Genomic DNA, 24701 nt, shown 5'->3' on the forward strand with positions numbered 1-24701 from the left:
ATCGATGCCGTCGCAGGTTGTTCGCATCCCTCGTATGAAAAAAGTCCGCAACCAAGCCTCATCTTTTTCGCTACTGATGGAATCGATTGGGCAACATAAGCTCTCCGCCCTCTGGTAGGGGGCTCAACTTGTCAAAATCAAATGCTGCAACGAGGGATGAGAGCACGACGGACCGTCTTCCTGGCGAATCTATAAGCCCAAAGGAATAAAGGCCAAGCAGTGCCATTCTGATGATCGTTTCGTCTTGCCATGAAGAGAAAACCGGACTGGCTGCCGTTTTTCTGTCCAAATTTTTTGTGAGATGGCCCGCTGGGAAGGATGGTTTTTATTTGTTGAGACGTTTGTTCCGATGGCTCGGCTATGCCGGCTATCTCCTCTGCTGTATTCTGGCGTTCTGCCTCTATCCGCTTGTGCGCCATTTGCCCCCTTACAAGGGGCTCTGGCTCTTCGCAGAGCGCGGAAACGACGCGCAAGACAATGCCTTCCATCTTTTTCAATTTGTCCGAAAAACTGCGCCTTATTTATCAGCCGCCTATCTCATAGATCGAAAGTCCCCTGACTTTGTACGTGTAGCCAGGCTGGGGCGAACCATTCAACCGGGGAGCTTCTCCCATTATCTCGCATTTGTCTGTGCAGACGTAAAAATAAGTACCCATATTATGGGCTATTCCCCCAATCCTTACTTGTTCACAAAGCTCAAATTTGACCGTATGTTGCCTGGCAAAAAAGTGTTTTTGCAACACGGAATCCTTTATAATTCCATTTCATCTCTAAGCGCAGAACGTATCCACGTAGATCTGTTTGTTTGCAGCGTTCCAAAGGAATATCATGAACTCTTAACGCTCTATCATCACCCGAAAAGAGTTGTTCAACCACTCGGCCTGTGCCGCTATGACCGGTTATTTCAAGCGCATTCCGAAAAGAGACAGATTCTAGTCATGCCGACTTGGCGCCTTTTCTTGCGCAATTGTTCCAACCGTACCTTCCAAGATAGCGGCTATTTTCAAAGTTTCCATTGTTTGCTCTGTCATCGAAAACTTCATGCGCTGTTAGAACAATACGATTATGAACTCGTATTCCAATTGCATCCGGAGATGCAGCATTTCACACCCTGTTTTACAAACAGTCACCCGCGAATACATATCTCGACTGCCCCACCGGATACGCAGTCTCTCCTAATGGAATCAAAACTTCTGATTACCGATTATTCCAGTGTGTTTTTTGACTTCTCGTATCTGAAAAAGCCACTGATCTACTTTCAATTTGATTCGGAGGATTTTTTCTCCGCACAGTACCGTCCGGGATATTTTGAATTTGAAAAAGACGGATTTGGACCAGTCTGCCGGAAGGTGGATGAAGTTTTAAATGCCCTGCAAACGTATCTGGCAGGGAACATGCAGCTCCCCAGCCTGTACAAAAAGCGCGTGGATACCTTTTTCCCTCCCCCGCGCACGGACCACTGTGCGCAGACCTTTTCAGCCATACAGGACCTTCTTTCAGATTCTGGCAAATGATAAACCGCACCGCGAACCGAGGCCGATTGTAAAGTGCAAAGGAGATGCATTTCATGTCTCCATCGATCAGCATAGGGGTGGCTGTGTACAATGTAAAAGCGTACCTATCCGCCTGTCTTGACAGTATCCTGCGGCATACATCGGAGGAAATCGAAGTGCTCGTCGTAGACGACGCCTCTTGTGATGGCTCTGGCGGTCTTTGCGACAGCTATGCAAAAAGATCCCCTTTTATCCGCGTCATACATTTTCCATATAATTGTGGAATTTGTGCGGTGCGCAATACGATTCTCCGGGAGGCAACTGGGAAATGGTTGTTTTTCGTCGATGGCGACGACCTTCTGCCGGAGGAATTTTCTGCCGTTGCAAAGTCTCTTCTTCATCTCCCCTACGATCTGATCTTTTTTGATTACATAAGTTGTCAGGAACAGGTCTTTCGGCACACCGCCTCCATCGGGCAGCCCGTCATCGAGCTCTCCCCACAGGTTTTAGAGGCCTATTGTATCTCTTGCGCCACCGGCGCCCCTTGCCGACTGGCAGACGCCCGCCTCCATTCGGTACGCTACACATCTGTCTGGGCCAAAGCCTACCGCCGAGCTTTCCTGCTGGAACAAAACCTGTGGTTTCCGGAGAAACAGGAAAAGTCGCAGGATGTCCTTTTTAATACACTTGTTTACTACGCCTGCCGTTCCGCCGCATATATCCCTGTTGTCATGTACGGTTACCGCAAACATCCAAACTCGGTCTGCAACCGGTATCATTCGGATTTCCTTCCGGGAATGGAGCAACTGATGGAGCGCAATCTTGCGCACATTACCGAATTCTTTCCAGGGCGAGAAGACCTTTTGGACGACTTTCTCCACTACCGTGTAGCTGGAATCCTGCTGGATACAATGCGGCTCTCTATCTTTCACCCTGACAACCCCATGAAGTATCACCAACGCCGCCAAGCGTTCCACGCGCTGCTGGAATATCCGCGTTTTTCCGAATGCCTTGCAAACTTGGATTTGACATGTTATTGGTTGGAACGTCAGTTTCTTTTAAACTGTGCGCGGAAAAGAAGATTTTTCTCTTGACGCTTGCTTATCGGTATCCGTGGATTTTAAAAGGATATGGTGGGATCATGCACCGAAAAAAGTATTGGAAAGCAAAATGGATGTGGGGATACCATGCAAATGAAACTGGTCAGTATTATCGTCCCCATCTATAACATGGAGACATTCGTTTCCCGCGGAGTACAATGCCTGAAAGCGCAAACCTATCCAAACTTGGAAATTCTTCTGATCGACGACGGCTCGACCGATGGAAGCGGTATCGCCTGCGACCAGGAGGCACAGATGGACCGGCGTATTCGGGTATACCATACGGCGAACCGCGGGGCCGGACCGGCCCGCAACCTTGGAATTCAACAGGCGACCGGAACATACCTCCATTTTTTCGATGTGGACGATTTCCTTTATCCAAACGCCATCACGCTTCTTGTGGAAGCCGCGGAAAAAACCGGGGTTGACTTGGTGGTGGGCGGATTTTCTGTGGACGATCACAACCGGAATCAACGTTGGGTCCCCAAAGCAGACCACCAGTATCGGACCGGCGAACAAGTTCGCCGCCATTTTTATCCGTATATGTGGATGTTTGGGGAATGGGGAATCCTCCAGTCGGTATGTTTTAAACTTTTTCGTACCGCGACTGTCCGAAAACACGCTGTATCCTTTCCCGATCTCCGCCGCAACCAGGACGAGGTTTTTCTGGTAGAATTCGTTCACATCATGAAGGACGTGTATTTCATCCCCGATATTTTATACCGTTATTTTGCCAACGACCATGCGCGTCTTTTTCGTAAGGTCCCATACGATTATTTTCCCATCGTCCAACAGGCCACACGGCGAATCATGGAATTGGTCCTAAGCTGGAATCCGAAAAACCGTGCGGTGCGGGACAAGCTTCTACAGGACTATTACTATAAAACGTTTCAGAGCATCTGGTTTCTTTTCAATCCATATAGAAAACGTTCCCACCGGCAACGTTATCGGAGGATGGTCGAAATCGTAGAGTCCTTCCTCGCGGCTCTTCCCGACCGCAGTTTTGGCGAAAACGCGGCGGTCTACCGGTACATGTGTAACCGCCAGTACCTCCGCCTTTATCTGCGGATGTGGTATTTCACCTGGAAACACCGAAACGACTGAAAAGGGAGGGGGACACTTGCGCACAAGGGCTACTGCCAAGAATGTTCTGTGGGGCCTTTTCCAACAGGCGGTTCTGTGTTTCCTGGGTTTTTTCTCACGCCGCGTGATGCTGAACACCATTGGAACCACAGGGGTCGGTCTGAACGCCCTGTTGACAAACGTTTTATCTGCCCTCACCCTTGCGGAGATGGGGATTGGGACCGTGATTGTTTATCACCTGTACCGGCCGTTGGCTCAAGGAGACAAACGGGAAGTCTGCCGCCTGATACAATTTTACCGAACGACTTATCGCAAAGTCGCTGGTGCGATCACTGGACTTGGATTATTAGCAATTCCATTTCTACCGTCCCTCACGAAGGGGGTATCCTATAGCCGGCTCTATGTAGCAGCGGTGTTTCTGCTCTTTCTTGCACAGATGGTTTGTTCGTATTTCTTTTCTTACCAGCGTTCCCTGTTGTCTGCGGATCAAAAGCAGTATATTGTCTCCATCGTGGATCTACTTTTCCGGGGTGCTCCACCATCGGCGGAGTCCTTGTATTGCTCCTGACGCATGAATTGCTTGTTTATCTCGTTTTTCGGTTCTTCACAAGCCTTTTCAACCATCTGGCCCTTTCCAAACAAGTAAACCGGCTGTATCCTTACCTAAAACAAGCAAAAGAGCCGCTTTCTCCCGAAAGGAAAAAATTGCTCTTTCTCGATGTGCGCGACCGGTTCGCCGGCAAACTTTCCTGGACACTCACCAGTTGTATGGATAACCTTTTCATATCGCTTTTGGTAGGGACTGTCCAAGTCGGCCTATATTCCAACTATACTATCGTTTTCCGTACTCTGACTAATGGCGTGAACCAAATTTCCGCTGCCATGAGCGGCAGCATTGGAAACCTGTTGGCGACCAGCAGCAAAGAACAGGTGGATTCTACCTTACAGAAGCTTTTATTCGCGATGTATTGGATTGCCACCTTTTGCAGTACCTGCCTGTTTTGCTTGATCGATCCATTTATCTCTTTTCTCTTCGGGCCTGCGATGGTCCTAGACCGGCCCATCGTGGAGGTTTGCATCCTCAACTTCTTTTTGATGACCATGCGGATTCCCCTTTGGAATATGGTCGGCGCCTCGGGGCTCTTCAAAAAGGATAAGTATATTTCCCTCTTTGGGGCATTCGTCAACCTCATCGTGTCGTTTATACTCGGAATCCACTTTGGCATGTTAGGAATTTTCATCGGCACCACTTGTACCTACGCCACTCAGTTTCTTTTAAAGACCATTTTATTCTACCATTGTTTTCTTCAAAGGTCCTGTGCAACATTTCTTAAAAAAATTGGACTTTATCTCTTTCTTTCACTGGCAATTGCCGGGACTGCACACAGAATCTGCATATGGATTTCTACAGGAACAGCGCTCCTGGACTTTGTTCTTCAGGGATTGGCCTCTGCTGCCTTCCCTCTGGCCATCAACACTGTGCTGTTTTTTCACACAGACTCCTTTCATTCGCTTTGCCAGTCCTTTGTGAAACTCCTACATCATACAAATCACTCCGGTCAAAAGGGCGGTGAACCATCTGAATCCATCATCTAAACAGCCCTATAGGGAACCATCCAATCCACCAATCAAACCGGAACAAATTCGTTTTGACGCCTGGTTGATCTGCTTTTATTATCTTTGCATGCCGCTCACCTTTATCACGGTTGTCCCAGGCATATCTGCGCTAAAGGTTGTGACTGTCCCACTCTCCGCATTTTTTCTGTTCAGCCTGTTCTTCTCAAAGGAACGGGCGATTTCTTTCAATAGCGGACATCTGTGTTACGCACTTCATCTTCTCTATATGACCAGCACGCTGTTTTTCTACCGCGATTTAGAGAGTATTACCGTGGTCAGGGATGTCGCGTTTGCTCTGTTTTTCACCCTCTTGGCAACTTGCCGCGTGTACAACCGACTGGAGCGCCGCCTCCTATCCCACACATGGCTGCTCGTGGGGCTGATCTGCATGTTCCTCTGTTTTTTTAGTAAGCAGACCCTTTACGAAGGCCGGACCGCTATTGTCATTTTTGACTCAGAGGAAGATCCCAATTTCTTTTGTATGTATTTTATCTTTCCTATGTTGTTCGCCCTAGAGGCATGGATGCAAGGCCGCCACCGCCTCCATTGGCCGCTCCTGTACTGTATCCTGCTCTTCTATGCCGTTCTTCGGACTGGTTCACGGGGCGGCCTCGTCGCACTCGTATCCGGTGTATTTGCCTATATTTTTCTAGCCGTCCGGAAATCCCCTGTAAAGCGAAACATTCTCCCCGCTGTGCTCTTGGTGGGGATCGTGGTATGGACCATTTCTATATGGTTTCTTCCAGAAGCACTACGCAGCCGCTATCATTGGGCGCAGATTCTAGCGGATCAAGGGAGCGGCCGTTTTCCCATCTGGTCGTATCTTCTCGGCCAGATTTGCACCAATGCGTCTGCCTTGGTCCATGGCTTTGGAATTTGTTCCACGGCCGGACAATTGACTGCCGCAGGATTTCTAAATACTTACGCCCACAACCAATGGATTCAAACCTTATTTGACCAGGGACTGCTCGGCCTATTCTTCTATGCGGCTTTAATGGGCGCCTGTCTGTTCCGAAATGTTCGAAAGCAACCCTTGTTTGCCTGTGGGCTGATTGCCACGCTTGTATGTTCGTTTTCCCTCAGTTTTTATACAAACAAGCCGTATTTAAATGTTTTTATGATGTGCTGCATGACCTTTTCGGAAACCTCACCCATGCGGGCCAACAAAACCACATGCCCGCCTCATCTAAAACATATGCATCCGAATTCCAGACCATCCGGTTTTCAGCGGGAGGAAAGCAATCATGAAAAAGGTCTCCATCATTGTCCCCGTATATAATGAAGAGGCTACGATCGTCCGATGTATCGATAGCTTGTTGGCGCAAACATACTCTCTTCTGGAAATCCTTGTCATTGACGACGGTTCCTGTGACAAAACGCGTATCCTTCTGGAACAATATGGCGGGCAGATCGTGCTTCTCTCCCAGCAACATCGCGGTGTTGCATCCGCCCGAAATGCGGGCTTGTTGCGAGCAACGGGCGACTTTATACTGTTCGTCGATGGGGATGACTATTTAGAACAAAACTGCGTGGAACAGGTCCTTCAAAAGCAGCAAAAAAGTGGTGCGGACATCGTCCGGTTCTCTTACCGCCTGCTTTATCCAGATGGACACATCGAAGAACCCCTCTCTTATTTTCAGGAAGAACAACTCCTTTTAAAAGGCGCATTCTGCAAAAACATTTATCCGTATTTCTTGTCATCCATTCGGTTCAACTCGGTTTGGGCAACTCTATACAAGCGGGAACTGCTTGCTGGGGTGGTTTTCCCCGTACATATGAGGACCGCAGAGGATGCCGCTTTTTCTTTAGAGGCGTACACGCGGGCGCAAAGCGTCTTACTGGTCACAGACATTCACTATTTTTATATGCAGACTCTCACCGGGCTGACCAAACAGGGACTCCATTTGTTCGAAAAAGTTTGGTGCAACCTGTGGCTTCTAAAATATATTTTGAACAAGCTGGACGCTTGGGGAATGGACTCGCTTTTCAACCGTCTAAAAGTCTATATTCGTCCGTTATGGCTTCTCTTTTCCAAATGTAAGTCCAGACGGCGCAGATGAAATGGAGGAATCTATGCGGCTACAGGTTCTTGTTGTAACGCGCGGCCAAAACGATCATCGTTTGGTCTCCCAAATGAATCTTCAATGCGACGCCATTTTTGGAAATCAATGTGACCGCCATACATCCGAAATATTTTGCTACAATGGATACACCATCCGCTATGAATCCCGGGCCGAGTGCGGCGTTGGATTCAACCGAAACACGGTCTGGATGTACGCGGATGCGGACATCTGCCTATTTGCCGACGACGACGTCCGCTATTGGAATGGATATACAGAACGGGTTCTGGCAGAGTTTGTCCGTCATCCAGAGGCGGATGTCATTCTATTTAATTTTTACAGCACCAATCCAAAGCGGCAGGAATACCAGATTCCAAAATGGACGCGCGTCCACTGGTACAATGCCCTCCGCTATGGCACATACCGCATCGCTGTCCGCACGGCTCGTGTCCAACAAGTGCACCTTGCGTTCTCCCTTTTGTTCGGTGGAGGCGCCCGCTATGGCTCCGGGGAAGATACGATTTTTTTACACGACTGTTGCAAGCGCGGACTGCGGATTTATGCAAGTCCCCTCTTTCTCGGCGAAGTCTCCCATTTGACTTCCACATGGTTTGAAGGCTATACCCCTAAGTTCTTTCACGACAAAGGCGCGCTTCTTGCACACCTGTTTCCACGCCTGGCAAAGCCGTTCGGTTTCCTTCTTTTACTACGGCATCCAGAATTTCTAAGCAACGGCCTTGGCTTTCAAAAGGCTTACCAGTATCTGAATGAGGGCATTCAGGAATATCTTGGAAGGCCCTTAAAAGAGGTTTCCCATGAAAAAACGGCTGATCTTCGTCAACAATAATCTTCATAGCGGCGGTATTCAGCGGAGTCTATTGAATCTGCTCGCCAATCTCCAGGGACAGTGCCAGATCACTTTGTTGCTCATGTCCGACACGGGAGAATATCGAGAACAACTTCCTCCGGAAATTCAAGTATTGCACTGTCCTCCATTATTGCGTATACTTGGTATGAGCCAACGGGAACTCTGGCCTAAAGCAAAGGGACTCTACTTTCTGCGTTCCTTCTTGGTTGTTCTATGCCGGATCATTGGCAATTCTCTTCCGCTTCGCGTTTTGTCTTTCTTTCAAAAACAATTGGGGCCTTACGACATCGCCATATCCTGTATGCAAAGCGAGCGGCCTTCGATTTTATACGGTGGCGCCAATGAAATTGTCTTGTACCGTATTCAAGCGGAGAAAAAAATCGCCATGGTACATGCAGATATTTTACATTGTGGAAGCAATACTCCGGCGGTTCGAAAATTGTACGGCCAGTTCGATTCCATCCTCACCTGCTCCAAAGGATGCAGGGACCACTTCCTTTGTGCTTTTCCGGAACTGCGGGACCTCGTCCGTGTTGTACCAAACTTTCACGATTTTGTGGGAATCTCGTATTTTTCCAACCAGAATCCAGTGGTATACCCCAGGGACAAAATCCATGTAATTACGGTCGCGCGGTTAAGCGGAGAGAAGGGGCTCGAGCGGGCACTCGAGGCTGTACAGGCATGTGTGGCGGCGGGTATCCTTATTTCCTATCAGATTGTTGGGGATGGACCCAAGCGGGCTGCTCTGCAAAAATATGCCGTAAAACTCGGCGTATCTGCATGCGTGGCTTTCCATGGATTCCAGGAAAACCCTTACCGGTTTATGCGAAATGCAGATCTCTTTTTACTCCCCTCCTACCACGAAGCAGCCCCTCTTGTTTTTACGGAGGCAAAATATCTGGGACTTCCTATCTTGGCCACCCATACGTCGTCCGTGCGGGAATTGATACTGGAGGACCATGCAGGATGGGTCTGTGAAAATACCACGCAAGACATTGTCCATTGTTTAAAACAGGTTTGCAGCAATCCCAAGGTACTCAAAGAAAAGCGGGACTGGTTGTCCCGCCGGATGTACACCAACGAAGAAGCGGCAAAACAATGGAACAATTTACTCAACAATCAGGAACCTTGAAAGGCGGGATACGATGAAAATTGCAGTTGCCGGAACCGGTTATGTCGGTTTGGTGACCGGTGTTTGCCTAGCTGAGCACGGCCATACGGTTACGTGCGTCGATGTGGATGAACAGAAAATCGCCCAGATGCAGCGCGATATTTCTCCCATTTATGAAGATGGGCTTTCCGAACTGATGAAAAAGAACCATGACCGGCTTTTCTATACAACTGATTATAGAGCCGCCTATGCGGATAAAGATGTCATTATCATCGGTGTTGGCACACCGGAAAAAAAGGATGGCAGCGCCAATCTCTCCTATGTGTATGCAGTCGCAGGACAAATTGCAGAGAGCGTCACACAGGACTGTGTTGTTGTGGTAAAATCCACCGTCCCCATCGGAACAAACGATAAGGTAGAGGCCATCTTGAATGCCAAGAGCAAATCCTCCATCCGCATTCGTGTGGCATCCAATCCAGAATTTTTGGCCCAGGGAACTGCGGTGCACGACACATTGCACGCTTCGCGGATTGTCATTGGTGTGGAAGAGCGCGAAACCGGCGAACTCTTAAAAAAGATGTATCAGGACTTCGACGCCCCTATTCTGGTGACCAACCGCAAAAGCGCAGAAATGATTAAATATGCCTCCAACGATTTTTTAGCCTTAAAGATTTCCTACATCAATGAGATTGCACTTCTCTGTGAACTGGTAGGCGCCGACATTGACGATGTTACACGAGGAATGGGATTCGATCCCCGTATTGGAAATAAATTTTTACAGGCGGGTATTGGATACGGCGGCAGCTGTTTCCCAAAGGATACCAAAGCCCTGCATTGGCTTGCCAATTTTCATGACTACGAAATCAAGACCATCAAGGCGGCAATCGAAGTCAATGAAAATCAAAAGCTGAAGCCTATCAAGATTGCCCGAAAGTATTTTGACAGCTTAGAGGGTTTGACCATTGCCGTTTTGGGATTGACCTTCAAGCCGGGTACGGACGACCTTCGGGAAGCGCCGTCCCTTGTAAACATCCCGATTATGCTGGACGATGGGGCACATGTAAAGGCTTGGGACCCTGTTGGGACAGAAAATTTCAAAAAACGTTCTCTGGGCGACATCAAATATTGCGATACCATCGAGGAAACCTTGGATGGAGCAGACCTGTGTTTTATTTTCACAGAATGGCCTGAAGTAAAAAATTTGGACATCTCCTTGTTTTCCAAGAAAATGCGACAAGCGATTATCATCGATGGGCGCAATTGCTACGCACTTGACCGCATGGAGCAGCAGCCCGTAATTTATCACAGCATTGGCCGTAGAACCATTGTCAATCTTGAGCCATGATCCATAAAGCAATCCCATTGTGTCCGAAAGAAAGGCCTTTGTAGAGAGCTTGTATACTGTCCCGACCGGTTAGCTTCGCATGTATAGATCCCTTAACTGGCGGGTCCGCTTTGCCGGCAATGGAAACATTCAATGAGTGCATCGATACAAATGAAGCTTAGCATATTCGCGATAGGGATTCCCTACCTTTTCGGAGATTATCCTTATTAAAAATATTCATTTGTTTGATGATGAATATTTTTAGATTTTCTTTTAGGAAGATTGCTTTGATAAGCGCAAAATGCAGCGTTGAATATGTTTATCCTATTATGGAATATTCATAGAAACAACATGTTGTTTGTTTCCCTCGTCCAGAGAAGCATATTACCCAGAGTGGAAAACATCTAAGAATCGTATGCGAACGCTTTAAAAGGTGGAGCAACAGCAAACGAAGTGGCAAAATGTATACAGGTTTGTTTCAGATTGATTCCTGTTTACCATTTTGTATGGATTCTTCAAAACGGTCAGTCTTTAACGATTGGCCGTTTTTTTATGCAGAAAAGCCATTTTCCCCGTTCCAGCTCTTACATCCTCCACAGGATAAAGTAAAGGAACGCCTCCCCCGCCCGTAGAGCGGTTGAAAAGCGTTCCCTTATCATTTTATTTCGTTTCAAAAATTCGATTGCCGCGGCCGCATACTCAAAAAGCTCTTTCCCTGTACCTTCTTACGGTGCCGCCGGTTGGCTCACGGTCTGCTGGGTTTCCCCTTTGTCCTCTAAGAGAGTGATGTTCACATCCCGGCTCTGTCCATTGCCCCCGTTCTGAGATGGCTGGTACAGCGTCACCGTAATCTCTTCTCCGGGTTTATGGCGGCCTAAAACAGCATACAGATCTTCCATATTCTCAATCGTATCGCCGTCTGCCTTCGTGATAATATCTCCCACAGCAGCTCCTACTGTCGCAAAACTGCTCTCTGGGTCAATCGCAATGATTCGGACACCACTGGGCAAACCAGCCAGCTGCGCTTGCATCCCCGCAACATTTCCAGCTGTAATGCCCAGACGCGCGCGGCCACTGACATAGCCACGGGAAATCAGGTCATCAATGATGGACTTCGCATGACTGACCGGTATTGCAAACCCCATGCCTTCATAACCAGTGGAAATAATTTTGTTGGAATTGATACCAATCACCTGGCCATACATATTGACCAGCGGGCCTCCGGAATTGCCGGGATTGATTGCCGCGTCTGTCTGAATATACGTCATGCCATTGTCACTGTTGGACTTCAGCGTGCGGTTCAAAGCGGAAATATACCCACCTGTCAGTGTACTGGCGAAATCCAAACCGCCTGGATTTCCAATTGCCAGCACCTCATCGCCAATTTCCATCTGATCAACATCACCAAATACTGCAGGTTTTAGACCATCCGCTTCAATTTTTAAGATGGCTAGATCGGAAGTTTTATCATACCCCACGACCACCGCATCATATTCCGTCTCATCCTCATGCAGAATGACCGAAACATTGTAATCTTTGGAATATTCCACCACATGCGCATTGGTAATGATATAACCACTCTTTGTCGCAACAATCCCAGAACCTTGGCTGAGCAGACCGGTCCCGTCGTCCGCAGAGGTTTCTACGCCGACTACACTCTCTACAACCTGGCGATAGACCTCTTTCGCGCTCATCCCGTCTCCTTCTGGGCGGGGCTCAATCACCATGCCAGCATTGTCCGGATCTGTCGCATCGTTCTGCGGTGGAGTATTCTCGCCTCCCTCTGGGGAGGTTCCCTCCTCTGGCACAGGTTGACTATAAGATGGGCTTTCACTTTCTGCCGTTCCTCCCTGCTCCATCTGGCGCACCGCTGTATTAATACTCACTACGCAAAAAGCCACTAAAAAAAGACCTGTTAAAATGCCGAGAAACCACAGGAACGCTTTTAATCCACCACTCATCTTACGACGCGGTTCCTCGGGGTTCGATCCCGGCTGTCCTTCCTGGGGCGGCTGTGGCGGCATGGCCCCACCAACTGGCGGTTGGCCTGGCTGCTGATGATAGTTCCAGTATGCTGGTTGTTGTGGATATGGCGGTTGGTACGGCGCCTGCGGATTCGGGTAGGAACCGTAGTAGGGTTGGGGTTGTCCATAGGGGGCATTGGGCGCTACATAGGGGTTTTGGTACTGCCCGTATTGCTGATAGGGATTTGCATACGGCGGCATGGGATGTCCTTGCTGTGGGGGAACACCCGCCGGCCCTTGGTGCGAGCCAGCCGGCGCCTGTACCGGTTCATACGAATTCGGTGCGTCCTTGGAACGATCTCCCTCTTTTTCCAAATGAATTTTTGGCGGTATTTCCGTCCCATTGGAGGACTGTTCCTGTATCTTTTCCCGATCGGACGGTTCTTCCGGATTCATGGCAGGCGCGGAATCGTTCTTCCTGCTTGCCTGCGATTCTACCGTTTTGGTTTCATCGCGTCCCGTTTCTTCCCCCTGGAAAAGCGAAGAATCCTTTCCCATTGTCTGCCCGTCCGGAATTTCTTCCCCGAAATCTCTGGAATCTGTTCCGAATGCCGCTGCTTGGATCTCCGATTTATCGGAAAAACCCGCAGGCAAATCCTCTACCGGGGCTATGTTTTGAGAAAAACGTTCCGGAATGGGCGTGTCCGAAACCGGCTCTTCCACCATTCCCTTTTCATCTGCCGGTGCTCCACTGTCTGGCAGCAGATCGGAGGAGGTTGTCTCTCGTGGCGTTTGGGCTATGTCCTCCCCAGATTGCTGAGCAGTTATTGCGGCAGGCTCTTCCCCTGAAAATTCCTTTGTTTTCATCGCTGGTTCTTCGGAGGTAGGGGATGGCACAGGAACCTCTGACGTGGGAGGCTCAACACCCATTCCAGATTCCCGGTTCCAATCGGTATCGCTCATAATTTCTCCTCCTTTTTGTCCTTTGCAAGATCCTTTTCCTTTTTACCGGCTTTTAGCTTTGGCTCTTCATGCTTTGGAATCCAAAACTCAAATTGGCAGTATTCATTTTCAACGCTCTGCACAGTGATCTCTCCGCCGTGCAACTTAATAATCGTCCGCACAATATAAAGCCCCAATCCCATGCCATTTTTATCCTGGCTGCGGGATTTATCGGTTTTATAGAAGCGGTCAAAAATCAGCGCAATCTCATCCGCTGGGATGCCAGCGCCGCTGTTCTTAATTGCAACAGAGGTTCTATCCGGCAGGTCTTGAATCGTCAACTGAATATATCCGCCCTCATTGGTAAACTTTACGGCATTTTCAATTAAATTATATACAACCTGATGCAACATATCCGGATCGCCATCTACATAGAGGCTTTCCGCATTTTCCAATCCCAATACCTGTATCCTTTTTTGTTCGATGCTTTTTTCGAAGGAGAGCAACGCCACAAAAATAGTGTTGGTCAGGTCAAAACGAGCCATATGCAGCCGCAACTCGCCGCTGTCAATCCGCGAAAGATCCAGCATAGTGCGCACCAAACGGGATAGTCGCTTGACCTCCTGGGAGACAATTTGTAAATAATGCGATTGTTTCTCAGGCGGGATCGTTCCATCCAAAATACCGTCGATAAAACCAGCGATCGTGGTCATGGGCGTTTTCAGCTCGTGGGAAACATTCGCAATAAAATTCCGGCGGACACTTTCGCTGCTGGCCAATGACGAAGCCATATTGTTGAAAGCCAGCGCCAGCTGGCCGACCTCATCCTGACTGGTCACCGGTACACGCACGCTAAAATTTCCCTCTCCAAAGCTTCTGGCTGCCAACGCCATATCGCGCAGGGGACGTACAAGTTTATAAGAAAACATCCAACTGATGCAAAACGCCACCAAAAAAGCGGCAACCGCTGCCAAAAGGAACATCTTCATCAGTTCGTTGCGGTATTCGTTAAAGGAACGGGCGCTACATGCTGTAAAAACCGCTCCAATGGTTGTACGCGTTCCATCCAAATTGGAAATCCGGATCGGTACCCCCACCACATAGTACGGCGAGTTATAAATACCATCCACGGTTCCTTGGCCACTGTAGGGACCCATCAAGGCTTTATCCATCGTTTTTCGGGTAAACGTCGTCTCGTTTACAGTACCGCCGCTGCCAAATGCGCTCAACACCCATTCCCCGGCCCGATTGGTTACGTAAATATCCGCATCCATATTCTCAGAAAATGCATTCATAAAGGACTGCATTCGTTCCGTATCCAAAAGGATATAATTATCCCCCTGCACGGGGGTCGCACTTGCAGCGGCAATCCCCGCTATGCTCTCTGCATTGCGCCGGAGCAGGTCCTGTTTTTCATCCTGCCAATAGGATTTGATAAATACCAACATCACCAAACCCAACAGGAAGAAGCTAATCAGGATGATCGCCAGCGTGACCCGCAAATATTTTTTAAACAGCGTTTTCTGCATGCTTCTTCGCTCCAAGTTCTTTCAGGGAACCCACCCTTAATTTGGATCTTTGACCTCAAATTTGTAACCTACGCCCCAGACGGTCTTGAGCGCCCACTGGTCAGAAACCCCCTCCAACTTTTCGCGCAGGCGTTTGACATGGACGTCCACCGTGCGGCTATCGCCATAATAGTCAAATCCCCACACCTCGTCCAAAAGCTGGTCGCGTGTAAATACACGGTTGGGGTTGCTCGCCAGGTGATAGATCAATTCCATCTCCTTCGGAGGCGTATCGATCACCTTTCCATTGACTTTCAATTCATAATTGGTCAAATTGATGCTGAGTTTATCATATTTAACCTCTTTAATCTGATTTTCATCGCTCTTTCCAAAGCGGCGCAACACCGCCTTGATGCGAGCGACCACTTCCTTTGCCTCAAACGGCTTGACTACATAGTCGTCTGCGCCAAGTTCCAAGCCCAGCACCTTGTCAAAGACCTCGCCTTTTGCAGTCAACATAATGATTGGACATTGCGATTTCTTTCGAATCTCCCGGCACACCTGCCAGCCATCCAATTCCGGCAGCATGATGTCCAGCATAATGAGATCCGGATTTTCTTGGTCGAACATCTCTAAGGCTTTCCGCCCATCATTTGCGATCACCACGTCAAAGCCTTCCTTTTCGATATAAAGGCGCAGTAATTCGCAGATATTTTGATCGTCATCCACCACTAGGATTTTTCCCGATGCCATCAATAACGCCCTCCTTTAGTCACAATGATCCGCAGCCTGTCCATTTCTCTACCGCTCTCGTTTCCCTTTTCCAACCGACCGCCAGGCTGTACACTAAGAAACATTTTCATAGATTTCTAGTCTATTATAGGATACTCCCCTCTAAAAGTCATGAATATTTTATAAATTCCCGATTGGTCCATAGAATCTACACAACGGATACGCCAGAACGTACTTCTTCCGCTTTACTACCATTTTTCTCTATGGATATCCATTTCTTTCTCAGAAAAAATCCATAAAAATAGGGGACCGCGCATCCTCTATGGGTGCGCGGCCACGCCATCTCCATATCTCTTACACAGTGCGCAAAATTTCATCGATCGTCATATCGGGGTTTTCCACGCCCATAAAGAGGATCTTCATCAGATAATAATACATCAGCTCCACATCGTGCGGCGACAATTCCGCCATTTGATATTTGAAGTAGAACTGCAACCCCAAATCGCTGGCACTGTGCATGACGGTCAGATACACCTTTTGAATGGCTGTCCCATTGGTAAGCCACTCGGTTTTAAATGGAATCCCGTGCAACTGTTCGTTCTGTAGACGCAGTGGCAGAGGTTGGTAGGTCAATGCCACCGAATCATAGGTCGTATTCTTCGGCGGATGATAACACGCCTGAAACATTCGGTTGACCTCCAACGGGTCAAAGTCGACATGCCGGTAGATGCTGTTCTGCAGGTCTTGAATCATGCGCACACCGTCTAAAAATTCCGTTTCGGGTTCCAGAATGGTCCGGCAGGGGAAACAGTGGGTCCGTGTCCCGCCGGATGTTTTATTGAGTAACGTGGAGCGCCTTGAGACATAATTTCGAATGGTAACATCTTTTTCTCCGTCATTCATTTTGGACAGATAGGTCCGCAATCCCATCAGCAGCAGATTGGTCATCGAAATTTCATTTTCCATACAGTAATCCATCAGGCGGCGTGTCGGCTCTGGTTCCAGGTGGTAAATCGCCCGGCCTACGCGCAGGTCGTCCATCTCCCGATCCGCAGCGCGCAACAGTGGATTTCCATACTTTTTCCGGCAGGCTTCTAGCTTCCAACGCCCCGTGACGTCCGTATAGATCGGTTCTCCGATGGCCACTTGCTCTTCCCAGAAGGCCCGGTCTTTCGCCGTTCGGGATGCGTTGTCCTCTTTGGCAAGGTCCTTTTCCAAAGCCAGGTGATACAGCGGCGGGTCCTCCGGCATGGGAGCGCCATAGGCAAAGTGGCAATATAACCCCATAATGTCGTTAATCATCAGGATCATTCCGGTGGAATCTGTCAGGCGATGATCAATTCGCAGATAAATTCCATTGTACCCATCCGGCATTGCCACCATAATAAATTCGTTCATCGGTGAATCCACCTGCTCAAAAGGTTGACTGGACCATTCCTCCAACGTTGCGTTGATTTCCTCCTCCGTTTTTCCCGGAAGTCCACCAAACGGATGTCGCGTGGGTCATAGGAAGCAAAGTATTGGAATACCTTTCCATGTTCATCTCGGGCGGTAAAACGGATACGTAGGGATTCCTGCCGCGCATATTCCATCTGGATACAGTGTTTCAATAAGCCAAAATCCACCCCGGCCCGAATGGTCATGCAGACACAAATGTTTACCTCCTGCGGACGGTTATACTCCAGGATCTTATGGTCTTGTAACCTCTCGGCTGCACATAACGGATAAAAGTGTTTCATAACGATTCCTCTTTTCTTTGCCTTTCAAATGTCTTCCCCAACTTTTTACAATGAATGTTTCCCATATTTGGAAACCTGTTATTTCTATTTTACCACATAAATATCAAAAAGCCAATGCGCATGTTTCCCATGAAAAAGGCGAATTTTCGGATATTTTCTCGAACTACAAGAAGCTCAACCAACTTATATTCACTCTGAGATAAGGAAAACGCTATCTCGGAGTTTTATACACGTCCGCCTTAGAATCAGTAAAACCGTTTTCTTTGCTGCTCCTGGTAGCCCTGCGACGTGCTGTAGAACCATCCCGTTTCATTCCTATCAGCCTAAGCCTATTCCCACTCAATAAACAACTTGATTGAACGTCTTTCTCTCTGCTTTGTTTTAGATTTGCAACGATTTCATAAAAGCGGCTTCACTTCCCCTTTGTCAACCTATTGCTCGGAGTTTTATACACGTCCGCCTTAGAATCAGTAAAACCGTTTTCTTTGCTACTCCCGGTAACCCTGCGACGTACTGTAGAACCAGCCCATTTCATCCCTATCAGCCTAAGCCTATTCCAACTAAATGAGCAACTCGTTTGAAAGCCTTTCTCTCTGTTTTGTTTTAGATTTGCAACGATTCCATGAAAACGGGTTCACCTCCCTTTCATCAACCTATTGCTACGGATACGACTATAGGGACATTGTAAAATCTTATTCCAAGTCTTGTTTCAGATTTACAATCATTCGATAAAAACCGGTATAGTCGTTTGCCGGATTTTTCTGTATTCGATATAGGAAAATCTGGCAATCCACATTACAAAACCGGCGTTGAAAATACGCTTGTCCGCGCTTTTTCACCATTTTGCAGGTAAGTTTGATTGTTTTTGACGAACCAGATGAAATCCACTTCGCCGAACAACCGACCGCGTAAAAAGACATGTCCAGATAGCTAGCGCCGCAAATGAAACGATGTGTTCCTGTTCCTTTTCTAACGAGCTGAAAACGCTCCTTTCACGATATGGATTTCTGATTTAGGAACATCTGGCTCCACCGAAAATCAAACAGCAATCTTTTGAAGTTTAAAACCTTGGTTGATGGCAAATTCCAAGGCTGGTATAATAGGACCGATAGACAAGTGCAAACAAAGGAACACCCGGACAGTATACCGGGACGCGCTGTCCGAAATCGCTGTCTCATCGGCAAGAAACTCTTCGCTGATACCGGAATGCGCTGTCCGAAACAGTCATCAAGAGGTCTGAAAACGGCAAAACAGGTTCTCCCCTTGGGGGACAGACTTTGAGAATGCTGCCTGAAAGATGCACGAGCAGGTTGAACAGATACCCTATCTTCGGAGGAAAGATAATGCCAACACTGGAATGGATCGGAAAAGAAAAAGTGGTAAACCACCACCAGGAAGTGCCGTATCGGGTACTGGAACGCCAGTACAGCTACGATGAAGCTGGACAGCACGCCGAGGACAACGGCAGTGAAAACATGATTATCCACGGCGATAATTTGGAGGCGTTAAAGGCCCTGCTGCCTCGGTACGAGGGCAAGGTAAAGTGCATCTACATTGATCCTCCCTATAACACCGGCAACGAGTGCTGGGTATACAACGACAACGTCAACGACCCCAAGATCAAAAAGTGGTTGGGCGAAGTGGTGGGCAAAGAGGGCGAGGACCTCTCCCGCCATGACAAATGGCTGTGCATGATGTATCCCCGCTTGAAGCTGCTGCAAAAGCTGTTGGCAGAGGACGGAACTATTTTTATCAGCATTGACGATACCGAATACGCGAATTTAAAGCTGATTTGTGATGAAATCTTTGGAAACAACTGCTTTGTTTCGAATATTTCATGGCAGCGGACTTATTCAACCCGAAACGATTCCAAAGGGATTGTAAACGAAGTGGAACATCTGCTTGTGTACAGCAAACAGCCGGGCTGGAATCCGAACAAACTGCCCCGTACAGAGGAAATGGATTCCATTTATAAAAATCCCGATAACGATAGGACTTCATGGGCAAGTGATAACCCATTCGCACCAGGTGCAGCAACACATCAGGGAATGGTATACGCCATTCAGCACCCTTTTACTGGAAAGATGCTGTATCCCACCAATAGCCGGTGTTGGACATTTGGACAAGAACAGATGCTGGAAATTATGCGTGGTTGGTGTGATTACGAACTGCGAGATATAAACGATGCAAAGGAGCGCGCCGCCGTCTGTGGCGTACCAGAATCGGAAGTGCGCGAAGGGGTTCAGGCGATCGTCCTGTCAAAATCCTTGGAAGAATCTGCCGCGCAAGCGAAAGAGGTATACCAGCGCGGACAGTGGCCACGATTCTTCTTCACCAAAGGTGGAAAAGGTGGTATTCGTCGAAAAACATACCTCAAAAATGTCGGTGGAAAAGTACCTACGAATCTTTGGCCTTATAGCGAAACGGGCCACACGGATGAAGCAAAAAAAGAAATACTGGCAATTTTCAATGGGAAAGCCACATTCGATACCCCCAAACCGTCTCGGTTCATTGAGCGGATTCTCCAAATTGCATCCACCCCAGATTCCCTCATTCTCGACTCCTTTGCCGGTTCCGGCACTACCGCCCACGCCGTGCTCAACATGAACAGGGCCGACGGCGGCCACCGCAAATTTATTCTGGTGGAAATGATGGACTACGCCGGCAGCATCACCGCCGAGCGGGTCAAAAGAGTAATCGACGGCTATGGAGAGGATAAAAAGGCCGTGGAGGGCACCGGCGGCCATTTCAGCTATTACGAGCTTGGGCCTGTGCTTTTGCTGCCGGACGGCAATCTCAACGAAGAAGTGGGCGCGCAGGAAATCCGGGAATATGTCTACTATATGGAGGCCAAAGAGCCTATGCCCATCGAACAGCCGAAGGACGAGCCCTATTTCATGGGCCTATGCCGCAACACCGCCTATTACTTCTATTACGAGCGGGAAAGCATCACCACGTTGGACTACGCCTTTTTATCTACAATCCAGACCAAGGCCGAAGGCTATATCATTTATGCCGATCTATGCGCTATCCCTCTGGGAACACTGCGCAACCACAACATCCTATTTAAAAAAATCCCTCGGGATATTGCACGACTGTAAAGGAGTATACAGACAGGGGGCGGATGATGTACCGCGATAAACGGAAGCTTGCCCTATCTGACCGCCGGTCTCCTGTTCGGCTAGAATATCCCTTATGATTGCGGGGATATCCATTTTGAAAACCTGCGCTGCCCGATCACTTACTTTCGAGCATGCAGAATACCATCTGGTAGTCAAACAAGACATTCCGTAGAACCGTTAAAATCCATATCAGCCCATAAAAAAGGGGAAGCATGTGCCCATGCTTCCCCTTTTTCTTTGATGAAGGTATTTTCCTCTCGTCCAAATACCCTTATTTTTCTGTAATGCTCTTGAGTAAACCGCCCTTTTCGATGATGTTCTGAATGAACGGTGGAAACGGCTGCGCTTCATAGGTCTTGCCTGTTGTTACATCGGTGATGACTCCCGTATCAAAATCCACTTCCACCTCATCGCCAGCCTGAATCTCCTTCGCCGCAGCATCACATTCCAAGATTGGCAGTCCAATATTGATCGCATTGCGGTAAAAAATGCGAGCAAATGTGGATGCAATCACACAGGAGATCCCGCTTGCTTTGATTGCAATCGGCGCATGTTCTCTCGATGAACCACATCCAAAGTTTTTGTTTGCTACCATGATGTCGCCGGACTTTACATTCTTCACAAAATCCTTGTCGATATCCTCCATGCAATGCGAGGCCAGTTCCGCGTGGGACGCAGTATTCAAATAACGCGCCGGAATGATGACGTCCGTATCGACATTATCCCCATATTTATGGACCAAACCATGTGCCTTCATGTTCCGTACCTCCTCAAATCTTATCCGGGTCTGTGATATAGCCCGCCACCGCGCTAGCCGCCGCAACCGCTGGGCTCGCAAGGTAGACCTCGGATTCTACATGGCCCATCCGGCCGACAAAGTTGCGGTTTGTGGTGGAAATCGCACGCTCTCCTTTTGCAAGAACGCCCATGTGGCCACCCAAGCAAGGCCCACAGGTCGGCGTACTGAAAATTGCGCCGGCCTTAATAAAGACCTCGGCAATCCCCTCTTTGATCGCCTGCAGATAAATATCCTGCGTGCCCGGAATCACAATACAACGCACACCCTTTGCAACCTTACGTCCTGCCAGGATCTTTGCCGCGGCGCGCAAATCCTCAATCCGCCCATTTGTACAGGAGCCGATTACACACTGCTGAATTGCAATCGGCTCCATCTGCGCAATCTCGTCCACCGTCTTGGTATTCTCCGGAAGATGCGGGAATGCAACCGTCGGGCGCAGCGCAGACAAGTCAATCGTCACCGTGGAATCATACTCTGCATCTGCGTCCGCGCTGAAAACGACTGGCTCACGTTGGAAGCGCCCTTCGCAGTATTCCAGGGTTACGCCGTCCACTGGGAAAATACCATTCTTTGCTCCGGCCTCAATCGCCATATTTGCAATACACAGGCGGTCGTCCATACTCAGGTGTTCGACTCCCATACCGGTAAATTCCAGGGACTTATAAAGCGCGCCGTCCACACCAATCTCGCCGATCAAGTGTAGGATGACGTCCTTGCCGCTCACCCAACGGCCCGGCTTTCCCGTGAGTACCACCTTGATGGCGGACGGGACTTTAAACCAGGCCTTCCCGGTAATCATTCCCGCAGCCATATCTGTAGAACCTACCCCAGTAGAGAAGGCGCCCAATGCGCCATAAGTACAAGTGTGGGAATCCGCGCCGATCACACAGTCGCCGGGGCCTACAATGCCCTTTTCCGGGAGCAATGCGTGTTCAATTCCCATCTGACCGACGTCAAAGAAATTTTTGATGTCATATTTATTTGCAAAATTCCGCGTCTGTAGGCACTGTTCTGCCGCTTTGATGTCCTTATTCGGCGTAAAGTGGTCCAATACCAGCGCGATGCGCGTATTGTCAAACACCGCATCGGCACCACATTTTTCAAATTCATTGATTGCAACCGGTGCAGTAATATCATTTGCCAATACCACATCCAGCTTTGCTTCGATCAGCTGTCCCGCCACCACATGGTCCAAACCCGCATGTGCTGCCAGGATCTTCTGGGTCATGGTCATTCCCATCGGATTTTCCTCCTTAAAGTGTCTTTTCAGTATTTTTATTGTAACACGGTTTTCCGATTCTAAATGTAAACCGCACTACAATTCGTTCGTTTTTATCCACTGCATCCTGTTCACATCCAGACAAGGGTACGGATGCCCGACAAAACAGGTTTCTAAAAGCTTATCACATGCGCCCTTCACATGGAAAGTTTCGGTTTTCCATCCATACAGACAAAACGCCACCTGTTGGAAAAAAGCGTTCCATCTCATTTACATTTTTCGGTCAACCGGTTGGAATGCCGAGACACCTTTTTCAAATACACGCCCAAAGATAGCATCTGTTGGGAAGTATCTTTGAAAAATATTCCCCTTTGGGTGGATTGGTTCGAAGCTTATCGAATCCCTTTCTCACCCTACGTACGCAAGAGCAAGCCTCTCTAAAAAGAAACGTGCTAGTCGATACGATCAAATTCCCCATATGAGCAAAAGGTAGCTCCTTTCATTCCCTGTGCGCTCCACCTAACCCTACACAGAAGTGTGCCAACCGCGCACGAGCCGATCATCGGAAAACGCTCTTCCAAAGGTACGTCTACAAACAATTTTAAGAGAAGCACTGTGTGCTTGTCCCCTGGAAAAACAAGTCCCTGGAACATTTTGAAACGTATCTCAACAATCATCCACTGCTGGCTATTCCTTGCACCCGCCTGTTCCTTCCCTCTATTCGGACAGCGACACATGCGCTTTGCCTTTCCTCACTTTCCAGTCCATCGGCCGGCTGGCAGGACTCCCTCTGTAATCCCAAACAACCGCCCAACCCTCTATCTTTCGAAGCGGCATTTGCTGTTTCTCACAAAAATTATATCAACTTATGTTCTTTACAATAAGAGTAAATCCCATCATTCGCTACATCATCACAAATATGGTTAGCAACCGCTTTTAATTCCGAGGAAGCATTCTGCATGGCAACTCCTGTACCAACTGCCTGTAACATTTCAATATCGTTATTTCCATCACCAAATGCCATTGCTTCTTCTTTGGATAACTGATAATATTCTAACATTTTGGCAATCGCGGTTCCTTTACCCCCATTTAGTGGAATAATATCTACCGCACGATCCCACCATGCTGTAATTTGAGCCTCCTTAACATTTTGCATAATGGTTTTATAATCATTTTTTCGACAACCTAACATGATTTGATAAATTTCTTCTTTATCCGCCACTACATCAAAATCAGTAGCAGCTTTCAGTTTAAGTCCGCCAAATCCATAATACTCACTTAAATCATTGTCTTTCCCGTTAGCCACAAGCCTGCTTTTTGTAGCTAAGGATAATGGCCGTCTTATTGCATGAGCGTTTTTTATAATGGTGTAGACATCTTCTTTTTTTAAGGGATTACTAAGTATAGTCTGATCCTTAGTAAAACAATAGGAACCATTATAAGTCAAAAAAGCGTCAAACTCCACATTTGGAAAACACGGTACTTGCATTGGCGATCTTCCCGTAGCAATGCAAATCTTAATTCCATTATTTTTGAGTTTTAATAATGTTTCCAATACCTTTTCTGAAATTTCCTTTTTTCTCATATCAATCAGCGTTCCGTCAATATCAAAGAAAATTATCTTTATTTTTTTCACAATCAATCCTCCTTAATTTGCATGATATTTTTTATAAGCAATAACCAGCTGACTTCCCCGGCTGCCCCATACATTCAATTGTTGCATTTTTATATTTTTTGTAGTTCATCCTGCATCTACGTCTCATGCCTTAAAATGCCTTTCCTAAATTCACTGTATCTAATACATACTTTTTATTCTCATTCCAATTTTATAAATCTCAAATTGATTTAGATAAAACTAGGTATCTTTTTTACTATCGAAAGTATTTTTTCTTTTGTTGCCCTCTGTTAATTTTAAAAATGCATCAAATGACAAAGCAACTGGCTCTTAATACAAACCATTCAGCCTTTTTATATCATAAAATTTTAATATTGTCATTTCTTTTCTGCTTCTAAAGAAGCT

The 24701-nt window shown here is 47.8% G+C and carries 20 protein-coding genes; 11 read left to right on the forward strand and 9 right to left on the reverse strand.

The window, feature by feature from the left end:
* Positions 1-329 precede the first annotated feature (329 nt).
* The 10 genes from ACGCCZ_RS02400 (at position 330) to ACGCCZ_RS02445 (ending at position 10677) form a co-directional block, all read left to right on the forward strand.
* Positions 330-1514 (forward strand): CDP-glycerol glycerophosphotransferase family protein, encoded by a 1185-nt coding sequence (locus ACGCCZ_RS02400; RefSeq protein WP_161803645.1) that lies wholly within the window; start codon positions 330-332, stop codon positions 1512-1514.
* 53 nt (positions 1515-1567) lie between these two features.
* Positions 1568-2587: a glycosyltransferase family 2 protein gene (locus ACGCCZ_RS02405; protein WP_411655187.1), complete on the forward strand. Its 1020-nt coding sequence runs from the start codon at positions 1568-1570 to the stop codon at positions 2585-2587.
* Positions 2588-2686: 99 nt separating this feature from the next.
* A complete protein-coding gene (locus ACGCCZ_RS02410) occupies positions 2687-3697 on the forward strand; it encodes a glycosyltransferase family 2 protein (protein ID WP_411655188.1) in 1011 nt (336 codons plus the stop codon).
* Between the two features lie 16 nt (positions 3698-3713).
* Positions 3714-4244 carry a hypothetical protein gene (locus tag ACGCCZ_RS02415; protein ID WP_411655189.1) on the forward strand — a complete coding sequence of 177 codons (531 nt, stop codon included), beginning with the start codon at positions 3714-3716 and terminating at the stop codon, positions 4242-4244.
* Between the two features lie 137 nt (positions 4245-4381).
* Positions 4382-5272 (forward strand): lipopolysaccharide biosynthesis protein, encoded by an 891-nt coding sequence (locus ACGCCZ_RS02420; RefSeq protein ID WP_411655190.1) that lies wholly within the window; start codon positions 4382-4384, stop codon positions 5270-5272.
* 64 nt (positions 5273-5336) lie between these two features.
* Complete coding sequence (locus ACGCCZ_RS02425) at positions 5337-6572, forward strand: O-antigen ligase family protein (protein WP_411655191.1); 1236 nt, start codon at positions 5337-5339, stop codon at positions 6570-6572.
* On the forward strand, positions 6538-7353 hold the full coding sequence (locus tag ACGCCZ_RS02430; RefSeq protein ID WP_411655192.1) for a glycosyltransferase family 2 protein: 816 nt from the start codon (positions 6538-6540) through the stop codon (positions 7351-7353). Before ACGCCZ_RS02425 ends, ACGCCZ_RS02430 begins: the two co-directional genes overlap by 35 nt.
* Positions 7354-7366: 13 nt before the next feature.
* Entirely contained in the window at positions 7367-8200 is an 834-nt protein-coding gene (locus ACGCCZ_RS02435; protein ID WP_085534026.1) for a glycosyltransferase family A protein, read from the forward strand.
* Complete coding sequence (locus ACGCCZ_RS02440) at positions 8169-9353, forward strand: glycosyltransferase (RefSeq protein WP_411655193.1); 1185 nt, start codon at positions 8169-8171, stop codon at positions 9351-9353. The genes ACGCCZ_RS02435 and ACGCCZ_RS02440 overlap by 32 nt, the downstream gene beginning before the upstream one ends.
* A 13-nt stretch (positions 9354-9366) precedes the next feature.
* The gene (locus tag ACGCCZ_RS02445) at positions 9367-10677 is read left to right on the forward strand and encodes a UDP-glucose dehydrogenase family protein (protein ID WP_085534030.1); all 1311 of its coding nucleotides are present in this window, start codon (positions 9367-9369) and stop codon (positions 10675-10677) included.
* A 704-nt stretch (positions 10678-11381) separates the two neighbouring features.
* Here ACGCCZ_RS02445 and ACGCCZ_RS02450 read toward each other — a convergent pair.
* The 5 genes from ACGCCZ_RS02450 to ACGCCZ_RS02470 form a co-directional block, all read right to left on the reverse strand.
* Positions 11382-13583: a S1C family serine protease gene (locus ACGCCZ_RS02450; protein ID WP_411655194.1), complete on the reverse strand. Its 2202-nt coding sequence runs from the start codon at positions 13581-13583 to the stop codon at positions 11382-11384.
* Positions 13580-15091, reverse strand: a complete 1512-nt coding sequence (locus ACGCCZ_RS02455) for a sensor histidine kinase (protein WP_054323232.1) — start codon at positions 15089-15091, stop codon at positions 13580-13582. The genes ACGCCZ_RS02450 and ACGCCZ_RS02455 overlap by 4 nt, the downstream gene beginning before the upstream one ends.
* 36 nt (positions 15092-15127) lie before the next feature.
* Complete coding sequence (locus ACGCCZ_RS02460; protein ID WP_085534035.1) at positions 15128-15823, reverse strand: response regulator transcription factor; 696 nt, start codon at positions 15821-15823, stop codon at positions 15128-15130.
* Positions 15824-16156: 333 nt separating this feature from the next.
* On the reverse strand, positions 16157-17212 hold the full coding sequence (locus tag ACGCCZ_RS02465) for a condensation domain-containing protein (protein WP_411655258.1): 1056 nt from the start codon (positions 17210-17212) through the stop codon (positions 16157-16159).
* Positions 17197-17541 carry a hypothetical protein gene (locus ACGCCZ_RS02470; protein ID WP_411655195.1) on the reverse strand — a complete coding sequence of 115 codons (345 nt, stop codon included), beginning with the start codon at positions 17539-17541 and terminating at the stop codon, positions 17197-17199. The genes ACGCCZ_RS02465 and ACGCCZ_RS02470 overlap by 16 nt, the downstream gene beginning before the upstream one ends.
* A 1343-nt stretch (positions 17542-18884) precedes the next feature.
* Between ACGCCZ_RS02470 and ACGCCZ_RS02475 the strand changes: the two genes are divergently transcribed.
* On the forward strand, positions 18885-20642 hold the full coding sequence (locus ACGCCZ_RS02475) for a site-specific DNA-methyltransferase (protein WP_411655196.1): 1758 nt from the start codon (positions 18885-18887) through the stop codon (positions 20640-20642).
* A gap of 292 nt (positions 20643-20934) precedes the next feature.
* Here ACGCCZ_RS02475 and leuD read toward each other — a convergent pair whose 3' ends face one another.
* From leuD to ACGCCZ_RS02495, 4 genes are all read right to left on the reverse strand, one after another.
* A complete protein-coding gene (gene leuD / locus ACGCCZ_RS02480) occupies positions 20935-21420 on the reverse strand; it encodes a 3-isopropylmalate dehydratase small subunit (RefSeq protein ID WP_054323235.1) in 486 nt (161 codons plus the stop codon).
* A gap of 13 nt (positions 21421-21433) precedes the next feature.
* On the reverse strand, positions 21434-22702 hold the full coding sequence (gene leuC, locus ACGCCZ_RS02485) for a 3-isopropylmalate dehydratase large subunit (RefSeq protein WP_054323236.1): 1269 nt from the start codon (positions 22700-22702) through the stop codon (positions 21434-21436).
* Positions 22703-23133: 431 nt separating this feature from the next.
* Positions 23134-23358 carry a hypothetical protein gene (locus tag ACGCCZ_RS02490; protein ID WP_411655197.1) on the reverse strand — a complete coding sequence of 75 codons (225 nt, stop codon included), beginning with the start codon at positions 23356-23358 and terminating at the stop codon, positions 23134-23136.
* Positions 23359-23537: 179 nt separating this feature from the next.
* Positions 23538-24317: a Cof-type HAD-IIB family hydrolase gene (locus ACGCCZ_RS02495; protein WP_411655198.1), complete on the reverse strand. Its 780-nt coding sequence runs from the start codon at positions 24315-24317 to the stop codon at positions 23538-23540.
* Positions 24318-24701: the final 384 nt, after the last annotated feature.

The organism is Anaeromassilibacillus sp. SJQ-1, from assembly GCF_046693725.1.
Lineage (GTDB): Bacteria > Bacillota > Clostridia > Oscillospirales > Acutalibacteraceae > Anaeromassilibacillus.

What these genes read in the sequence shown, in the direction of transcription:
- ACGCCZ_RS02405 (WP_411655187.1), top strand. Translation starts at nt 1,568, where the DNA reads ATGTCTCCATCGATCAGCATAGGGGTGGCTGTGTACAATGTAAAAGCG.
- ACGCCZ_RS02410 (WP_411655188.1), top strand. Translation starts at nt 2,687, where the DNA reads ATGAAACTGGTCAGTATTATCGTCCCCATCTATAACATGGAGACATTC.
- ACGCCZ_RS02430 (WP_411655192.1), top strand. Translation starts at nt 6,538, where the DNA reads ATGAAAAAGGTCTCCATCATTGTCCCCGTATATAATGAAGAGGCTACG.
- ACGCCZ_RS02435 (WP_085534026.1), top strand. Translation starts at nt 7,367, where the DNA reads ATGCGGCTACAGGTTCTTGTTGTAACGCGCGGCCAAAACGATCATCGT.
- ACGCCZ_RS02440 (WP_411655193.1), top strand. Translation starts at nt 8,169, where the DNA reads ATGAAAAAACGGCTGATCTTCGTCAACAATAATCTTCATAGCGGCGGT.
- ACGCCZ_RS02445 (WP_085534030.1), top strand. Translation starts at nt 9,367, where the DNA reads ATGAAAATTGCAGTTGCCGGAACCGGTTATGTCGGTTTGGTGACCGGT.
- ACGCCZ_RS02450 (WP_411655194.1), bottom strand. Translation starts at nt 13,583, where the DNA reads ATGAGCGATACCGATTGGAACCGGGAATCTGGAATGGGTGTTGAGCCT.
- ACGCCZ_RS02455 (WP_054323232.1), bottom strand. Translation starts at nt 15,091, where the DNA reads ATGCAGAAAACGCTGTTTAAAAAATATTTGCGGGTCACGCTGGCGATC.
- ACGCCZ_RS02460 (WP_085534035.1), bottom strand. Translation starts at nt 15,823, where the DNA reads ATGGCATCGGGAAAAATCCTAGTGGTGGATGACGATCAAAATATCTGC.
- ACGCCZ_RS02470 (WP_411655195.1), bottom strand. Translation starts at nt 17,541, where the DNA reads ATGAAACACTTTTATCCGTTATGTGCAGCCGAGAGGTTACAAGACCAT.
- ACGCCZ_RS02475 (WP_411655196.1), top strand. Translation starts at nt 18,885, where the DNA reads ATGCCAACACTGGAATGGATCGGAAAAGAAAAAGTGGTAAACCACCAC.
- leuD (WP_054323235.1), bottom strand. Translation starts at nt 21,420, where the DNA reads ATGAAGGCACATGGTTTGGTCCATAAATATGGGGATAATGTCGATACG.
- leuC (WP_054323236.1), bottom strand. Translation starts at nt 22,702, where the DNA reads ATGGGAATGACCATGACCCAGAAGATCCTGGCAGCACATGCGGGTTTG.
- ACGCCZ_RS02490 (WP_411655197.1), bottom strand. Translation starts at nt 23,358, where the DNA reads ATGATTGTTGAGATACGTTTCAAAATGTTCCAGGGACTTGTTTTTCCA.